Source organism: Trinickia camelliae (assembly GCF_053525655.1).
Map to the genome: position 1 here is coordinate 168161 of NZ_JBCHAA010000014.1, position 15434 is coordinate 183594.

Below are 15434 nucleotides of genomic sequence, written 5' to 3' on the forward strand. Positions count from 1 at the left end.
CGTTGAAGCGGGTCGCATCGTACGGCGCTATGGCCTGGCTGCTCGCTTGCAGCGCCTGCGCGCAGGTTCAGGCGCAAAACGCGGCGCAAACCGCAGCGGAGAGCGACCCGGTGAAGGCGCTGGCCGCTCCGCCCGCGACGCCGTTGCCGCTCAAGCCGAACCCCGAGTTCGCCAAGTTCCCCAGCTATGCGGGCACGCTTGGCTCGCGCCGGATCGTGCTGCGGCTCGGGGCGAAGACCGATGACCCGTCGGGTGTTCACGGTGAATATCAGTTCGCGGATACGGGCGAAGTCATCCTGATCGCGGGGGACCGCGACGGCGACACGCTCGAAGTCGAAGAGTCGAACGACGGCACGCGCATCACCGGCAATTGGGTCGGCAAGTTCGCGCCGGACGGCTCGGTGCAGGGCGACCGGATGAACGTCGACGATTCCGATCCGCAACCGTTCGATTTGCATCCGGCCGGCGCGGCGCAAGCGCCTGCGGCTGGTGCCAAGCCGGCGATTGGCGGTGCAACCGCGCCGGCCGCGGCCGTTGCCGCGCCCGCGCCGTCGACCGCCCAGCCGTCCGTCAACCCAGCGCCTGGCGCGGCCAATCCGCACGCAGTCGGCGGCGTGGGCAATTTGTCTACCGGCGACTGACCTCCGCCGCAGCCGTCAACGACCGACATCCTCTCCCAACACATCATGACCGAGCCCACTTCCAAACGCGCATTGCAGACCCGTATCGTTCATCCCGAAGTCTCGCTTACACCTGGTTTCGCGTCGTTTTCGACGCCGGTGGAGCGTGCGTCGACGGTCGTGTTCCCCGATCTCGCGACGATGCGCGAACTGGACTGGCGCAACGACGCGCAGTGGCGCTACGGCCTGCATGCAACGCCGACTTCGCTCGCGCTCGCGCAGCGGCTTGCCGCGCTCGAAGGCGGCAAACACGCGCTGTTGCAGCCGTCGGGTTTGGGGGCGATTTCGAATGTCTACTTCGGCGTCGTGAAAGCGGGCGACGACGTCCTGATTCCCGATAACGTCTACTCTCCGAATCGCGACCACGGCGATTGGCTCGCGCGCGACTTCGGCATCACCGTGCGCTATTACGATCCGCTGATCGGCGCGGGGATCGCCGGCCTGATCCGTCCGAACACGCGCCTGATCTGGATCGAGGCGCCGGGCTCGGTGACGATGGAAGTACCGGACGTGCCCGCGATCGTCGCGGCGGCGCGCGCACACAACGTCGTGACCGCGATCGACAACACCTTCTCGGCGGGCCTCGCGTTCCGTCCGTTCGAGCACGGCGTCGACATCTCCGTGCAGGCGCTGACGAAATACCAGTCAGGCGGCAGCGACGTGCTGATGGGCGCGACGATCACCGTCGACGATGAACTGCACCTGAAGCTCAAGCGCGCGCGCATGCGCATGGGGAGCGGCGTGTCGGTCGACGATTGCTCGCTCGTGCTGCGCAGCCTGCCGAGCATGAAGGCGCGTTTCGAAGCGCACGACCGCAGCGCGCTCGCGCTCGCCCAGTGGCTGAAGACGCGCCCCGAGATCGCGGCGGTGCTGCATCCGGCACTGCCGGATTGCCCGGGGCACGAATCGTTCAAGCGTGATTTCAGCGGCGCGGGCGGATTGTTCTCGGTCGTGTTCGACGCGCGCTACAGCGCCACGCAAATCGACGCGTTCGTCGAGGCGCTGGAGCTGTTCGCCATTGGCTGGAGCTGGGGCGGCGCGCACAGCCTCGCGATGCCTTACGACATCGCGTCGATGCGCACGGCGTCGGCGTGGCCGCACCGCGGCACGCTGGTGCGCTTCTATGTCGGGCTGGAAGAGGAGGCGGATTTGCGCGCGGATATCGAGCGGGCGATGGTGACGGCGCTCGCGTGAAAGCTGGCGTCGCTAAGTTTTAGCGCGCACATAAATCGGGGCATACCTGACGAGGCACGCCCCGTTTGACGCTTAGAAGAGCCGCAACAACCCGTCGAGCCCGACGTAATTCAACGCGACGCTCGCCGCCGCGCGCACGACGGGCTTCGCGCGGAACGCGACCGACAAGCCGCCTTCCGCCATCATCTTCAAGTCGTTCGAGCCGTCGCCCATCACGATCGCTTGCGTCGGCGCGATGCCGAGCTTCGCGCAGGTCTCGCGCAGCGTGCGCGCCTTGACGTCGGCATTGACGATCTCGCCGAGCACGTTCCCGGTCAGCTTGCCGTCGACGATTTCGAGTGTGTTCGCGTTCGTGAAGTCGAGATCGAGGCGCGCTTTGAGCTTCTCGGTGAAGAACGTGAAGCCGCCCGACACCAGCAGTGTGCGCAACCCCGCGGCCTTCGCGCCCGCCAGCATCGCCTCGGCGCCCGGCGACAGCTGCAGCCGCTCGTCATAAACGCGTTCCAGCGCGCTCGCGTCGAGCCCCTTCAAGAGCGCCACACGCCGCGTCAGGCTTTCGTTGAAATCCTTGATTTCGCCGCGCATCGAGGCTTCGGTGATCGCGGCGACTTCGGCTTTCAGCCCGCAAAAATCGGCGATCTCGTCGATGCACTCGATCGTGATGAGCGTCGAATCCATGTCCATTGCGACGAGCCCGAAATCGCGCAGCGTCTTGCCCGGCTCGACGAACGCGTAATCGAGCGCGTGCGTGCCGCAATAGACTTCGAGGTCCCCGCGCTGGGCCGGGTCGGCGCCTTCGATGCGAAGGGCGCAGTCGTCGATGGACGTGGGGCCGGTGCCGCGCGCGAGCGCGACGAGCGGTTTGACGTGGGCGGCGGCTATGGGCGCGGGGCTTTGGATGACGAGGTTCATGAGGCGCGTGGGGGCGGAGGGCGCGAGCGGCGCGTGGAAAATCCGGCTATTGTAGCGGGTCGGTGTACTGCGGAGACCGCCGATGTGTCCCGAACCCCAAGCGCCGGCGTCCGGCCCTGCAAGCGAACTGGCGCGCGATTTCGATTTGCGTCGTCTGAACGCGGCGTTCTACGCCGATCCGTATCCCGTCTACGACGCGCTGCGCACCTTCGCGCCCATCAAGCGCATGCCCGACGGCTCGCTATTTCTCACACGTTACCGCGACGTGCAGGCCGTCTACCGCGACCCGAAGACGTTCAGCTCCGACAAAACCGTCGAATTCAAGCCGAAGTACGGCGACTCGCCGCTCTACGAGCATCACACGACCAGCCTCGTCTTCAACGATCCGCCGCTGCATACGCGCGTGCGCAAGCTGATCGCCGGTGCGCTGACGGCGCGCGCGATCGCGGCGATGGAGCCGGATCTCGTGCGGCTCGTCGATGGTTTGCTCGACCAGGCGGCGGGCCGCGGCGCCTTGGATCTGATCTCGGACTTCGCCGCTGCGATTCCCGTGGAGATCATCGGCAATCTGCTCGCCGTGCCGCACGACGAACGCGCGCCGCTGCGCGACTGGTCGCTCGCCATCCTCGGCGCGCTCGAACCGGCGCCGAGCGCCGCGCAACTCGAACGCGGCAACCGCGCGGTGACGGAGTTCGTCGCTTATCTGCAGGGCCTGGTGGCGCGCCGCCGCAGTGCGCCCGGCGACCCGCAGCACGATGTGCTGACGCGTCTCATCGTCGGCGAGGTGGACGGGGAGCGATTGTCGGAGACGGAGCTGCTGCAGAACTGCGTCTTCATTCTCAACGCGGGGCATGAGACGACCACCAATCTGATCGGCAACGGGCTCGTGACGCTCGCGCAATGGCCCGATGAGCGAGCGTTGCTGCTGCGCGAGCCGGGGCTGATCGAATCGGCGGTCGAAGAATGTCTGCGCTTCGAGAGCTCAAATCAGCTCGGCAACCGGATCGCGACCGCCGACACGACACTCGGTGACGTATCGCTCGCGCGCGGCACGCTGATCACACTGTGCATCGGCGCGGCGAATCGCGACCCGGAGCAGTTCGAAGCGCCGGAGCGTTTCTCGATTCGCCGCACGCCGAATCGGCATCTCGCGTTCGGATTCGGCATTCATCAATGCGCGGGGCTGTCGCTCGCGAGGCTCGAAGCGCGTATCGCGATCGGGCGGTTCGTCGAACGTTTTCCTGCGTATCGGATCGAGGGCGAGCCAGTGCGAGGTGGGCGCGTGCGCTTTCGCGGGTACACGGCGGTGCGGTGCGAGGTGCGTTGACGTCGCGGTACGAAGCTACTCGGCTGCGCCCGTGCTCGGCAAATCCCAATACGGCGGATCGCCGAAATGCGCCGCCAGAAAATCGATAAACGCCGTCGTCTTGGTCGGCACGAACGCGCGCGTCGGATAGACCGCCCAGATCGCCACCGTTTCCGCGAGCGGATAGCTGTCGAGCACGGTCACGAGCTTGCCGCTCGCCAGATGGCCGGCGACGTCCCACGTCGATTTGATGGCGATGCCGAAACCGGCGAGCAGGGCGTCGCGGATCACCTCGCCGTTGTCGGTGGCGAGCCGCCCGCCGGCGCGGACGCTGACCGGTCCCGCCGGCGTCATGAACGACCAGTCGCGCTGGCCCGACAGCACGATACATTCGTGTCGCGCGAGTTCCTCCGGATGATGCGGGACGCCATGCGCTTCCAGATACGCGGGCGCGCAGCAGATCACGCGCCGGTTCACCGCGAGCTTGCGCGCGACCAGCGACGAATCCTTGAGCGCGCCGATGCGGATCGCCACGTCGATGCCTTCGTCGACGAGATCCACGATCCGGTCCGACATCCTCAAATCGACCGAGACGCCTGAAAAGCGCCGCAGGAACTCGGGGATCACGGGCGAGATATGCTGGCGCCCGAACGACGACGTCATCGAGACGCGCAGCCGTCCCTGGGGCTCGTCGCGCGCGTGGCCGACCGACGCGCGAGCGGCATCGGCCGCATCGAGTAGCGCTTGCGCGTGCTTGATGAACGCCTCGCCTTCTTGCGTGAGGCTCACGCGCCGCGTCGTCCGATGCAGCAGGCGCGCGCCGAGCAGCCTCTCGAGATTGGCGAGCCGGGCGCTCGCGACCGCCGCCGACAAGCCAAACTCCCTCCCGGCCGCGGAGACGTTGGCAAGCAAAGCTGCCCGCAGGAACAGCGCGACGTCGAGCAAATCGAGGCGGCTGCCGGTCCCCGCTGGGACGGCTGGAAGCGACGGTGTTTCCATTCTTCTGAAAATCAAGAAAATGTTTCAGTGATTATGGCGGTTTTCTCAGATGGCGGGTCGCTTTACGATGAACTCAAATCAGCTCGCCGAGCTCGATAGCAAACCGAAAACCCATCTGGAGCCGCTATGAAAGCCGTTGGCCTTTACCGTTATCTGCCGATCGACCACCCGGAAGCCCTCATCGACGTCGAGATCGACAAGCCGCAGCCGACCGGCCGCGACCTGCTCGTCAAAATCGAGGCGATCTCCGTCAATCCGGTCGACTACAAGGTGCGCTCGCCGAAGGACACCGTCGAAGCCGCGCCGCGCGTGCTCGGCTGGGACGCCGCGGGCATCGTCGAGGCGGTCGGCCCGGATGTCACCCTGTTCAAGGCGGGCGACCCCGTGTTCTACGCGGGCAGCATCACGCGGCCGGGCGCGAACAGCGAATACCACCTCGTCGACGAGCGCATCGTCGGCCGCAAGCCGGCGTCGCTTGATTTCGCTCAGGCCGCCGCGTTGCCGCTCACGGCGATCACCGCCTGGGAAGCGCTGTTCGACCGGCTGCGCGTGTCACCGCAGGGCGCGGACGCGGGCAAGTCGGTGCTGATCGTGGGCGGCGCGGGCGGCGTCGGCTCGATCGGCATTCAGCTCGCGAAGCAGTTGGCGAAGCTAACCGTGATCGCGACGGCCTCGCGCCCCGAATCGGCGAAGTGGGCGCGCGAGCTCGGCGCCGATCACATCGTCGACCACTTCGGCGATATCCCCGCGCAATTGAAGGAAGCGGGTTTCGCCGAGGTCGACTACGTGCTGATCTTCAACGACACCGATAAGCATTTCCCGGCGGCGGCACAAGCGATCCGCGCGCAAGGCGGCATCTGCACGATCGTCGAGAACGACAAGCCGATCGCGGTGGAGCTGCTGAAATTGAAGAGCGCGGCGTTTCACTGGGAATTCATGTTCACGCGTTCGATGTTCGGCACGCCCGACATGATCGAGCAGCACAAGCTTCTGACCGAAGTTGCACGGCTCGTCGATGCTGGGGCGCTGCGCACGACGGTCGGTAAAAATCTCGGAGCGATCAACGCTGACAATGTGCGGCGCGCGCATCAAATGCTCGAAGAAGGGCGCGCGATCGGCAAGCTGGTGCTGAGCGGGTTTTGAGGCTGCGTTTTGACCCCGTGTTTTGACGCAACCGCAAGCGGGGTAATACCCGATCACCAACCGGCGCGGCAAGGGCCGGTTGGCGTTAGACTTTAAAGGCATCATGCATCCGGCTCGCGCGGCCTGCGTCGCGTGTCGCGGGGCCGCACAACGAGGAGGTCACAGCATGAGCCGTCGCCACAAACCCTTCGCCGTCTACGCTTCCCGTTCCGCTGCTGTTGCCGTTGCCGCCCTGGCTGCGGGACTGTTCGCCGCAGCCGCCTACGCGGCGCCTCCGATCACCGTCACGTCGCAAGTGCCGTTCGACGGACCGATCCAATACACCGTCAAGGTCACGTCCAAGCAATTCGGCAACTCGCAGGAGACGCGCACGATCAGCTCCGGCCAGACCGACGACTTCAACTGGAAGACCGTGCCGCCTGGCGGCCCCGTCGCGGTCGTCGAGCAGTGTCCGGACTACGCGTCGCTGCCGCTCGATGCGAACGGCGCGATGATCCGGCAGACGCAGATCCGCTTCGCGCCCGTCGTCGCGCCGGACGGCACGGCGACCGTGCAGATGAGCTTCCAGGCGCTGACGCCGCACGGCATGGCTGCCGTCAAGTCAGGCGGGAAAGATATCCAGTGTCCGAAGAACGCGTCCCTCGCGCAGATCGTGCGATTCACGATGCCGACCAACGGCAGCGTGAAGACGCTCACGTTGAGCGACGGCTCGACGGTATCGGTGTCCGCCAAGCGCTGAAGCGTCGAAGAGGAAACGCGCGCAGCGCGCTAGCGCCGCGCGCTGCGCTCGACGAGCCGCGACGCCAGAAACCGGTGCTCCGGCGAAAAGAGCCGCCGGTAGGTGAGCAGCACGGCGCCCACCGTGCCGAGCGCCGATGATGCCGCGATCAGGAACATGATCACGATCTGATATCTCACGGCCTGCAGCGGCGACTGCCCGGCGAGCACCTGGCCGGTCATCATCCCCGGCAGGCTCACGACGCCGACCACGGCCATCTGATTCAACGTCGGAATCATGCCTGCGCGCACGGCCTGCTTCGCGGGCCCTTGCGCGGCTTCCCAGCGCGTGGCGCCTAGCGCGAGCGCCATGTCGACGCGATCGCGCCGCGCCGTCAATTCCTCCGTCATCCGCTCGATGCCGAGCGACACGCCGGTGAGCGTGTTGCCGAGCACCATGCCGAGAATGGGGATCGCGTACTGCGGCTCGTACCACGGATGGATGCGGATCACGACGAAGAGTCCGACAGCGGCGACGAGCCAGGAGCTGACCCAGATCGACATGATGCTGTCCGCGAGCTGGCCGCGATAGGTGCGCGCGCCGCGCTGCGAGCCGGCGAAGCCCGCGATGATCGTCATCAGCGCCATCAGCGGCAGCACGACGTACCAGCGCGCATTCGCGAACACCCAGCTGAGCACATAGCCGATCGCGAGGAGCTGCACGACGGTGCGCACCGCGGCCCAGGCGAGCTTGCGCCCGAGATCGAGCGACAGCGCGACCGACACCGCCCCGTTCACGACGATCAAGAGCGCCGCGATCGCGACATGCCAAAGGCTCAGGTCCTGCAGCACGTTGTTCATCGCACGGTCTCCGTCAGCGCGCCAAGCTGGCCCGCGCGCATCGACAGGGCGCGCTCGCACATGCGTTCCGCCTGCGCCGGATCGTGCGAGACCCATAGATAGGCGCGCGCGTCGCGCGCGGCCTCGAACCAGCGCGTGACGAGCCGTTCGATCTCGAGCGACGCCTGCGGGTCGAGCGACGCAGTCGGCTCGTCGAGCAGCAGCACTTCAGGTTCGAGCTGCAGCACGCGGATCAGCGCGGTGATCTGCGCTTCGCCGCCCGACAGTTCGCTGGCCTGCTTGTCGAGGAAGTCGGCGGCGCGGCCGGCCTGCGTGGCGAGCGTCGCGGCCCGCGCGCGGTCGAAGCGCGCGTCGCGGTAGGCTGCGAGGGTGTACGGATAGCGCAAGTTGTCTTCGACGGTGCCGTCGAGCAGCGCCGGCCGCTGACGGATATAGGCGACGCTGCGCCGGTAGCGTGGAATCGCCGAGCGCTCGATGCGCTTGCCCTGCCACGCGACATAACCGGCCGCGAGCGGATCGAGGAGCGCCAGCGCGCGCAAGAACACGCTTTTGCCCGACCCGGACGGCCCGTTGATCGCGACGCGCTCGCCGGCATAAAGCGCGAAGTCGGTTGGCGTGAGCAATGTTTGTCCGCGCTGCGAATCGCGCCGGACGATGCCGTGTGCTTCGACGAGAGCAGAAGGCGTCATGGATGTGGGGATGCTTGATGAATGGCAACGGCAGCGAACGGCGCGAGGGCCGTTTCGTTGCGGCGGTGCGTCATAATATGCGCCCTTGGCCGGGCACGCTCGCTGCGGCTCTGCATGTGAACCCAAATTGAGATGGGCGTCAATCGAGCCCCAACCCGCTCATGTCCTCAGAAAAGAAAGAAGACGGCACAAGCGCCGCAGTGGCGTCGCGCAGCGTTCCGCGAACGCTTGGCAAGATCATTGCGTGGCTGCTCGCGATCGTCGTTGTTGTCATTGGCGCGACGGTCATTTTTGCGGTGACCTTCGACTGGAATCGCGCGCGTCCGTGGATCGACGACAAGGTGACCCAGGCAATCGGGCGGCCGTTCGCGATCAACGGCGATCTGCGCATCGGCTGGCAGCGTCCGGCCAGCGAGACGGGCTGGCGCGGCTGGGTGCCGTGGCCGCGCTTCACCGCGCAGAACATCACGGTCGGCAACCCGGACTGGGCCAAGTCGCCGCACTTCGCGACCCTCGACCAGATCGGCTTCGAAGTCGAAGTGCTGCCGCTCCTCACGCATACGATCGTGATTCCGTCGATCGATCTCGTGAATCCGTCGATCGACGTCGAGCGGCTCGCCGACGGACGCAACAACTGGACGTTCAAGCTCGCGTCGTCCGACGGGCCGAGCACGTGGACCTTGCAGTTGCGCGACCTCGCGTTCGCGAAGGGCAGCGTTGCGGTGGCGGACGCGCAGAATCAAGTCGATATGCAGATCGGCATCGATACGCTCGGGCAGGCTGTTCCGCTTGGGGACGTGTTGAAGGAGCAGGAAGCGTCGTCGCGGACAGCGTCGGCGCAGGCGGTCGGGCAGCGCGGCGCGCAACAGCTGGCGGCGCAGGCGAGCGCGGCAGCGGCCGCGCAGGCGGCGTCGGGCGCGTCGGGTATGTCCGAAGCGGCAGCGGGTTCCGGCGCGATCATCCCCCCGGCGTCCGGCGCTGCCGCCAACGGACAACCCGCGCTCACGTACGCACTCGGCTGGACCGCGAAGGGCACTTACAAGGGCACCGCGATCTCGGGCTCCGGCAAGCTCGGCAGCGTGCTCGCGGTGCAGGGCAGCGACCGGCCATTCCCGCTGCAAGCGGATGTGCGTATCGGCGACACGCATCTCGCGCTCGTTGGCACGCTGACCGACCCGACGCACCTCGCCGCGCTCGACCTGCGGCTTTGGCTCGCGGGCGTGAGCCTCTCGCACCTGTATTCGATCACCGGCGTCACGCTGCCGCGGACGCCACCCTATGCGACCGATGGGCGCCTCATCGGCCGCCTCAAGGCGGGCGGCAGCGAATTCACGTACGAGAATTTCACGGGGCGCGTGGGCGGCAGCGACATCAACGGCTCGATCACGTACACGGGCCGCGAACCGCGGCCCATGCTTTCGGGCGAACTGGTCTCGAACGTGCTGCAGTTCTCGGACCTGGCGCCGATCATCGGTGCGGACACGAACGCGAGCAAGGCCAAGAGCGGCGACACCTCGAGACAGCCGGCGAACCGCGTGTTGCCCGTCGAGCCGTTCCAGACCGACCGCTGGAAAGCGATCGACGCCGACGTGAAGTTCACCGGCAAGCGCATCGTCAAGAACGCGGATCTGCCGATCACCGACCTGTATACGCACGTCGTGATGCAGGACGGCGTGCTGTCGCTCGAGCCGCTCAATTTCGGCGTGGCGGGCGGCACGTTGTCCTCGACCATCCATCTCGACGGCAGCGCTGCGCCCCTCAAGGGACGCTTTACGACTTCCGCGCGGCACCTGAAGCTCAAGCAGCTTTTCCCGAGCGTGAAGACGATGCAATCGGCGCTCGGCGAGGTCAACGGCGACGCGGCGCTGTCGGCCACCGGCAACTCGCCGGCGGCGCTCGCCGCGACCTCCAACGGCGAAGTGAAGGCGGTGGTGACCCAGGGCACCATCAGCCGGTTTCTCATGGAGGCGGCGGGGCTCAACGTCGCCAATGTCGTCTACGAGAAAATGTTCGGTAGCCAGGACGTGAAGATCAACTGCGCGGTGGCCGATTTCGTCGCGACCGACGGCGTGCTCGATTCGCGCACGTTCGCGCTCGATACCGACGACGCCATCATCAATATCGACGGCCATGTCGACCTGCGCGACGAGTCGATGAATCTGGGCATCCATCCGCACACGAAGGGCTTTCGCGTCTTCACGCTACGCTCGCCGCTTTACGTGAAGGGCACGTTCAAGGACCCGCACGTCGGCGTGGACGCGGGGGCGCTCGCGCTGCGCGCGGGGGCGATGGTGGGGCTCGGCCTCATCAACCCGTTCGCGGCGCTGATCCCGCTGATCGCTCCGAGCAACAACCAGCCGCTGCCTTGCAACGACTTGCTCTCGCAGATGAAAGCGGCGCCGAGTGCGCCGCCGCCCGGCAAAAAAGAGCCGAGCAAGCCGCCGCTCGCCGCTTCCGGCGCGCAGGCGGGCGCCGCGGGCAGCGCGCGCACGGCGCCGCCCGCCGCGGGCTCGTTGAGCCCGGCCGAAGCCGCCCAGTACAAGGGAAGCTGACGCGCGCGCCGTTTCACGCAGCGAGCATTGGGTGCCGAAGGCGCCAAAGCCGACGCCGCCGTCACGCGCTTGCCTCATCGCGTCGCCAAATTGACAGGCGTGTGGCCGGCCCGGCATCGGCCGTGGCGCCCATTCGCGCCAAAAACTTGCTAAAATACCCGGTTTTTCGCCGATCTATCATTCAAAGGGACGCGCCGTGCTGTCTACTGCCAATATCACCATGCAATTCGGGCCTAAGCCCCTCTTCGAGAATATCTCGGTCAAATTCGGGGGAGGGAATCGCTACGGTCTGATCGGTGCGAACGGCTGCGGCAAGTCGACCTTCATGAAGATCCTGGGTAGCGACCTCGATCCGAGCTCGGGCAACGTGATGCTCGAGCCGAACATCCGCTTGGGCAAATTGCGCCAGGACCAGTTCGCCTACGAAGACGTGCGCGTGCTCGATGTCGTGATGATGGGCCACGCCGAAATGTGGGCCGCGATGAGCGAGCGCGACGCGATCTATGCAAACCCCGACGCCACCGACGACGACTACATGCACGCCGCCGAGCTCGAAGCGAAGTTCGCCGAATACGGCGGCTACACGGCCGAAGCGCGCGCGGGCGAACTGCTGCTCGGCATCGGCATCCGCATTGAAGATCACAACGGTCCGATGAGCAACGTCGCCCCTGGCTGGAAGCTGCGCGTGCTGCTCGCTCAGGCGCTGTTCTCGAACCCCGACGTGCTGCTGCTCGACGAGCCGACCAACAACCTCGACATCAACTCGATCCGTTGGCTGGAAGACATCCTCAACCAGTACAACTCGACGATGATCATCATCTCGCACGATCGTCACTTTCTGAACCAGGTCTGCACGCACATGGCGGACATGGATTACGGCACGCTGAAGGTCTACCCGGGCAACTACGACGACTACATGCTCGCGTCGACCCAGGCCCGCGAGCGCCAGGCCGCCGCGAACGCGAAGGCGAAGGAACGTGTCGCCGACCTGCAGGACTTCGTGCGCCGCTTCTCGGCGAACAAGTCGAAGGCCCGCCAGGCCACGAGCCGCTTGAAGATGATCGACAAGATCAAGATCGAGGAATTCAAGCCGTCGTCGCGGCAGAACCCGTTCATCCGCTTCGAGTACGAGAAAAAGCTGCACAACATCGCGGTGGTCGCCGAAGCCATCACGAAGCAGTACGACCGCACGATCTTCAAGAACTTCAGCATCAGCGTGCAGCCGGGCGAGCGCATCGCGATCATCGGCGAGAACGGCGCGGGCAAGACCACGTTGCTGCGCTCGCTGCAGGGCGGTGTGGCGGTGGACGGCGGCACGGTCAAGTGGGCCGAGAACGCGAACGTCGGCTACATGCCGCAAGACACCTACGAAGAATTTCCGAAGGACGTCACGCTCACCGACTGGATCGACGATTACCGCAAGGACGGCGACGACGAGCAGATGGTGCGCGGCACGCTGGGCCGCTTGCTCTTCAACGCCGACGACATCAAGAAGTCGGTCAAGGTGCTCTCGGGCGGCGAGAAGGGCCGCATGATCTGGGGCAAGCTGATGCTCGGCCGCCATAACGTGCTCTTGATGGACGAGCCGACCAACCACATGGACATGGAATCGATCGAGTCGCTGCAGATCGCGCTCGAGAAGTACGAAGGCACGCTGATCTTCGTGTCGCATGATCGCGAGTTCGTGAGCGGGTTGGCGAACCGGATCATTGAAGTGCGGACGGATGGGACGCTGTATGACTTCGGTGGGAATTACGAGGATTTCCTGGCGAGCCAGGGTGTGGAGTAATTTCGGTTCCCGCCTGAAGTCAGCTGACTGACCCAAATCAAAACGGCGCTTGCGATACATCGCAAGCGCCGTTTTTCTTGATCTTGCGCAAAATGCGCCCCGCATGAACCCCGATCATCTGGCCTTTACATCGCTATATCAAATTGAGGCCATCGATGATCTCCAGTTCTTCGTTCCCCCCGCTCAAGATTCGCGGCCGTACGCTGCTGCCCATCGTGCAGGGCGGCATGGGCGTCGGCGTGTCCGCGCATCGTCTGGCCGGCAGCGTCGCGCGCGAAGGCGCGCTCGGCACGATCTCCAGCATCGATTTGCGCCATCATCACGCCGACCTCATCGAGATGTGCAAGGCCAAGCCCGAACGCGAGACGCTCGAGCAAGCGAACCTGATTGCGCTCGAGCGTGAGATTCGCGCGGCGAAAGCGCTCGCCGAAGGGCACGGCATGATTGCCGTCAACGTGATGAAGGCCGTACGCTCCCACGCGGACTACGTCCGCACCGCCTGCGAGCACGGCGCCGATGCGATCGTGATGGGCGCGGGCCTGCCGCTCGATCTGCCCGATCTGACGCAGGGACACGATATCGCGCTGATCCCGATCCTGTCAGACAGCCGAGGCATCGCGCTCGTGCTCAAGAAGTGGATGAAGAAGAACCGCTTGCCCGACGCCATCGTGATCGAGCATCCGGCGTATGCGGGCGGCCACCTTGGCGTGACCGATCTCGCCGACATGAACGACGCGCGCTTCGGTTTCGCGCGCGTGATCGAAGAAACGACACAGACGATCGAATCGCTCGGCCTTTCGCGCGCGGACATTCCGCTCATCGTCGCCGGCGGCATCAACAGCCATGAAGCGTTGCGCGCGTGCCTCGCGGCCGGCGCAAACGGCGTGCAGCTCGGCACGCCGTTCGCCGTGACGGAGGAGGGCGATGCGCATCCGAACTTCAAGCGCGTGCTCGCCGACGCAACGCCCGAGGACATCGTCGAATTCGTGAGCGTCACCGGCCTGCCGGCGCGCGCGGTGAAGACGCCGTGGCTCGATCGCTATCTGCGCAACGAGGCGCGCATCCGTAACAAAATCGGCTTGGTCAAGAACTCATGTCCGACCGCGCTCGAATGTTTGTCGGTGTGCGGCTTGCGCGACGGGATCGAGAAGTTCGGCCACTTCTGCATCGATACTCGCCTCGCGGCGGCGCTGCGCGGCGACGTCAACAACGGCTTGTTCTTCCGCGGACGCGAGGCCTTGCCGTTCGGTCGCGCGATTCGCAGCGTGCGTGATCTGTTGGAACTGCTAATGACCGGCGTTGCGCGGCCGGTCGTCGAAAACCGTTGCGCGTACGCACTGAGCTAAGTTGAGTTCATCCGGTTGAGTTGATCGAGGTCAATGCGCGCGCGACGCATCATGACGCGCTTGACCAAGATCAACGTGACCTCTCCGTTCTGTCAGGACAATTCACTCAATCTCAATACGACAACGGAGAAGAAGTCATGAACAAGTGGTTACGCGCCGCGTTGTGCGCAGCCTGTGTCGTCGCAGCACCGGCGATCGCCAATGCCGCGTCGAATGGCGATGGCATCTATCAGGGCGATATCCTCGCGCGCGTGCGCGGCATCAGCATCCAGCCGAACATCAGCAAGAGCGATGCGATGGAGGGCCTCGGCGTCGGCGTGAACAACGCGATCGTTCCTGAAGTCGACTTCACCTACATGATTCGCGATGCGATCGGCGTCGAGCTGATTCTCGGCACCTCGCGACACCAGTTGACCTCGACGGCGCTCGGCAATCTGGGCGGCGTGAACGTCCTGCCGCCGACGCTTCTGCTGCAATATCACTTCAATCATGCGGGCAAGATTCGTCCGTATCTCGGTGCGGGTCTGAACTACACGTATTTCTATAACGACGGGCTCCACGTCGGCGATCAAGGCATTCAAGTGACGCGCAGCAGCTTCGGCCCGGCACTGCAGGCCGGTGTCGATGTCCAGGTCGCGAAGAACCTGTTCGTCAATCTGGACGTCAAGAAGATCTGGATGCGCACCAATGCGACGCTCGGCGAGACGAACCTCGGCACGCTGCATATCGATCCGGTGATCGTCGGCGTTGGCGTCGGCATGAAGTTCTAAACGAAACGCAGCGGCACCTGGCGCAGAGGAGACCATACCATCTGTCATACGTCGCGAAAGCGCATCGATATTCGATGCTTTCGCGACACGCGGTGCCCGCAATAAGAAAGCCCCGCGCGTCGGCCATCAACAGCCGGTGCGCGGGGCTTCGTTTTTCTCACGCCAAATTTCAGAGCTTGTCGTACTGAAACCGCATGGCCGTGCCTTCGCGCTCGATGCGCTCCCACACCGCGCGCTTTTCTTCGTCGCTCAGGAAAACCCAGTTCGACACTTCGGCGGCGGTGCGCCCGCATCCTTTGCAGACTTCGTCGAAGAGCGTCGAGCAGACGCCGATGCACGGGCTATCGGGCAGGGCATGGAGGTTGGATGGCATCGAGGACCTTTCATTCGAGACCGGAGACCGGGAAGACCGCCATGTTATCGCAAGCGCGGCAGCGGCCGGCAGCGACTGGTGGCAATGAAAGCGAACCGAAGGT

General features: G+C 65.3%; 14 protein-coding genes. 9 read left to right on the top strand and 5 right to left on the bottom strand.

What is annotated here, in order from left to right; translation table 11 throughout:
* Window positions 1-29: 29 nt before the first annotated feature.
* Window positions 30-641, top strand: a complete 612-nt coding sequence (locus AAHK20_RS22770) for a hypothetical protein (protein WP_449183828.1) — start codon at window positions 30-32, stop codon at window positions 639-641.
* A gap of 45 nt (window positions 642-686) precedes the next feature.
* Window positions 687-1874, top strand: coding sequence for a cystathionine beta-lyase (locus AAHK20_RS22775; RefSeq protein WP_449183760.1), 1188 nt, complete (start codon window positions 687-689; stop codon window positions 1872-1874).
* A 72-nt stretch (window positions 1875-1946) separates the two neighbouring features.
* On the opposite strand, the gene serB is transcribed toward AAHK20_RS22775, so the two are convergent.
* The gene (serB, locus tag AAHK20_RS22780; RefSeq protein WP_449183761.1) at window positions 1947-2786 is read right to left on the bottom strand and encodes a phosphoserine phosphatase SerB; all 840 of its coding nucleotides are present in this window, start codon (window positions 2784-2786) and stop codon (window positions 1947-1949) included.
* 82 nt (window positions 2787-2868) lie between these two features.
* Between serB and AAHK20_RS22785 the strand changes: the two genes are divergently transcribed.
* Window positions 2869-4113 carry a cytochrome P450 gene (locus AAHK20_RS22785; protein ID WP_449183762.1) on the top strand — a complete coding sequence of 415 codons (1245 nt, stop codon included), beginning with the start codon at window positions 2869-2871 and terminating at the stop codon, window positions 4111-4113.
* Between the two features lie 15 nt (window positions 4114-4128).
* Here the strand turns inward: AAHK20_RS22785 and AAHK20_RS22790 are convergent, their stop codons facing one another.
* Window positions 4129-5091, bottom strand: a complete 963-nt coding sequence (locus AAHK20_RS22790) for a LysR family transcriptional regulator (RefSeq protein WP_449183763.1) — start codon at window positions 5089-5091, stop codon at window positions 4129-4131.
* A gap of 126 nt (window positions 5092-5217) precedes the next feature.
* Here AAHK20_RS22790 and AAHK20_RS22795 point away from each other — a divergent pair, with 126 nt between their 5' ends.
* The gene (locus tag AAHK20_RS22795) at window positions 5218-6234 is read left to right on the top strand and encodes a zinc-binding alcohol dehydrogenase family protein (RefSeq protein WP_449183764.1); all 1017 of its coding nucleotides are present in this window, start codon (window positions 5218-5220) and stop codon (window positions 6232-6234) included.
* Window positions 6235-6400: 166 nt separating this feature from the next.
* The gene (locus tag AAHK20_RS22800) at window positions 6401-6973 is read left to right on the top strand and encodes a DUF6013 family protein (protein WP_449183765.1); all 573 of its coding nucleotides are present in this window, start codon (window positions 6401-6403) and stop codon (window positions 6971-6973) included.
* Window positions 6974-7002: 29 nt separating this feature from the next.
* On the opposite strand, the gene AAHK20_RS22805 is transcribed toward AAHK20_RS22800, so the two are convergent.
* Together AAHK20_RS22805 and AAHK20_RS22810 are read right to left on the bottom strand one after the other, a co-directional pair.
* On the bottom strand, window positions 7003-7812 hold the full coding sequence (locus AAHK20_RS22805) for an ABC transporter permease (protein ID WP_449183766.1): 810 nt from the start codon (window positions 7810-7812) through the stop codon (window positions 7003-7005).
* On the bottom strand, window positions 7809-8501 hold the full coding sequence (locus AAHK20_RS22810; RefSeq protein ID WP_449183767.1) for an ABC transporter ATP-binding protein: 693 nt from the start codon (window positions 8499-8501) through the stop codon (window positions 7809-7811). Before AAHK20_RS22810 ends, AAHK20_RS22805 begins: the two co-directional genes overlap by 4 nt.
* Window positions 8502-8662: 161 nt before the next feature.
* On the opposite strand from AAHK20_RS22810, the gene AAHK20_RS22815 reads away from it, so the two are divergent.
* The 4 genes from AAHK20_RS22815 to AAHK20_RS22830 all read left to right on the top strand — a co-directional run bounded on the left by AAHK20_RS22815 (window position 8663) and on the right by AAHK20_RS22830 (window position 14958).
* On the top strand, window positions 8663-11053 hold the full coding sequence (locus AAHK20_RS22815; protein WP_449183768.1) for an AsmA family protein: 2391 nt from the start codon (window positions 8663-8665) through the stop codon (window positions 11051-11053).
* 196 nt (window positions 11054-11249) lie between these two features.
* Window positions 11250-12842, top strand: coding sequence for an ABC-F family ATPase (locus AAHK20_RS22820; RefSeq protein WP_449183769.1), 1593 nt, complete (start codon window positions 11250-11252; stop codon window positions 12840-12842).
* Window positions 12843-12997: 155 nt separating this feature from the next.
* Complete coding sequence (locus AAHK20_RS22825; RefSeq protein ID WP_449183770.1) at window positions 12998-14188, top strand: NAD(P)H-dependent flavin oxidoreductase; 1191 nt, start codon at window positions 12998-13000, stop codon at window positions 14186-14188.
* A 137-nt stretch (window positions 14189-14325) separates the two neighbouring features.
* Window positions 14326-14958: an OmpW/AlkL family protein gene (locus AAHK20_RS22830; protein WP_449183771.1), complete on the top strand. Its 633-nt coding sequence runs from the start codon at window positions 14326-14328 to the stop codon at window positions 14956-14958.
* A 169-nt stretch (window positions 14959-15127) separates the two neighbouring features.
* Here AAHK20_RS22830 and AAHK20_RS22835 read toward each other — a convergent pair whose 3' ends face one another.
* Window positions 15128-15331, bottom strand: a complete 204-nt coding sequence (locus tag AAHK20_RS22835; protein ID WP_137332345.1) for a DUF1289 domain-containing protein — start codon at window positions 15329-15331, stop codon at window positions 15128-15130.
* Window positions 15332-15434 lie beyond the last annotated feature (103 nt).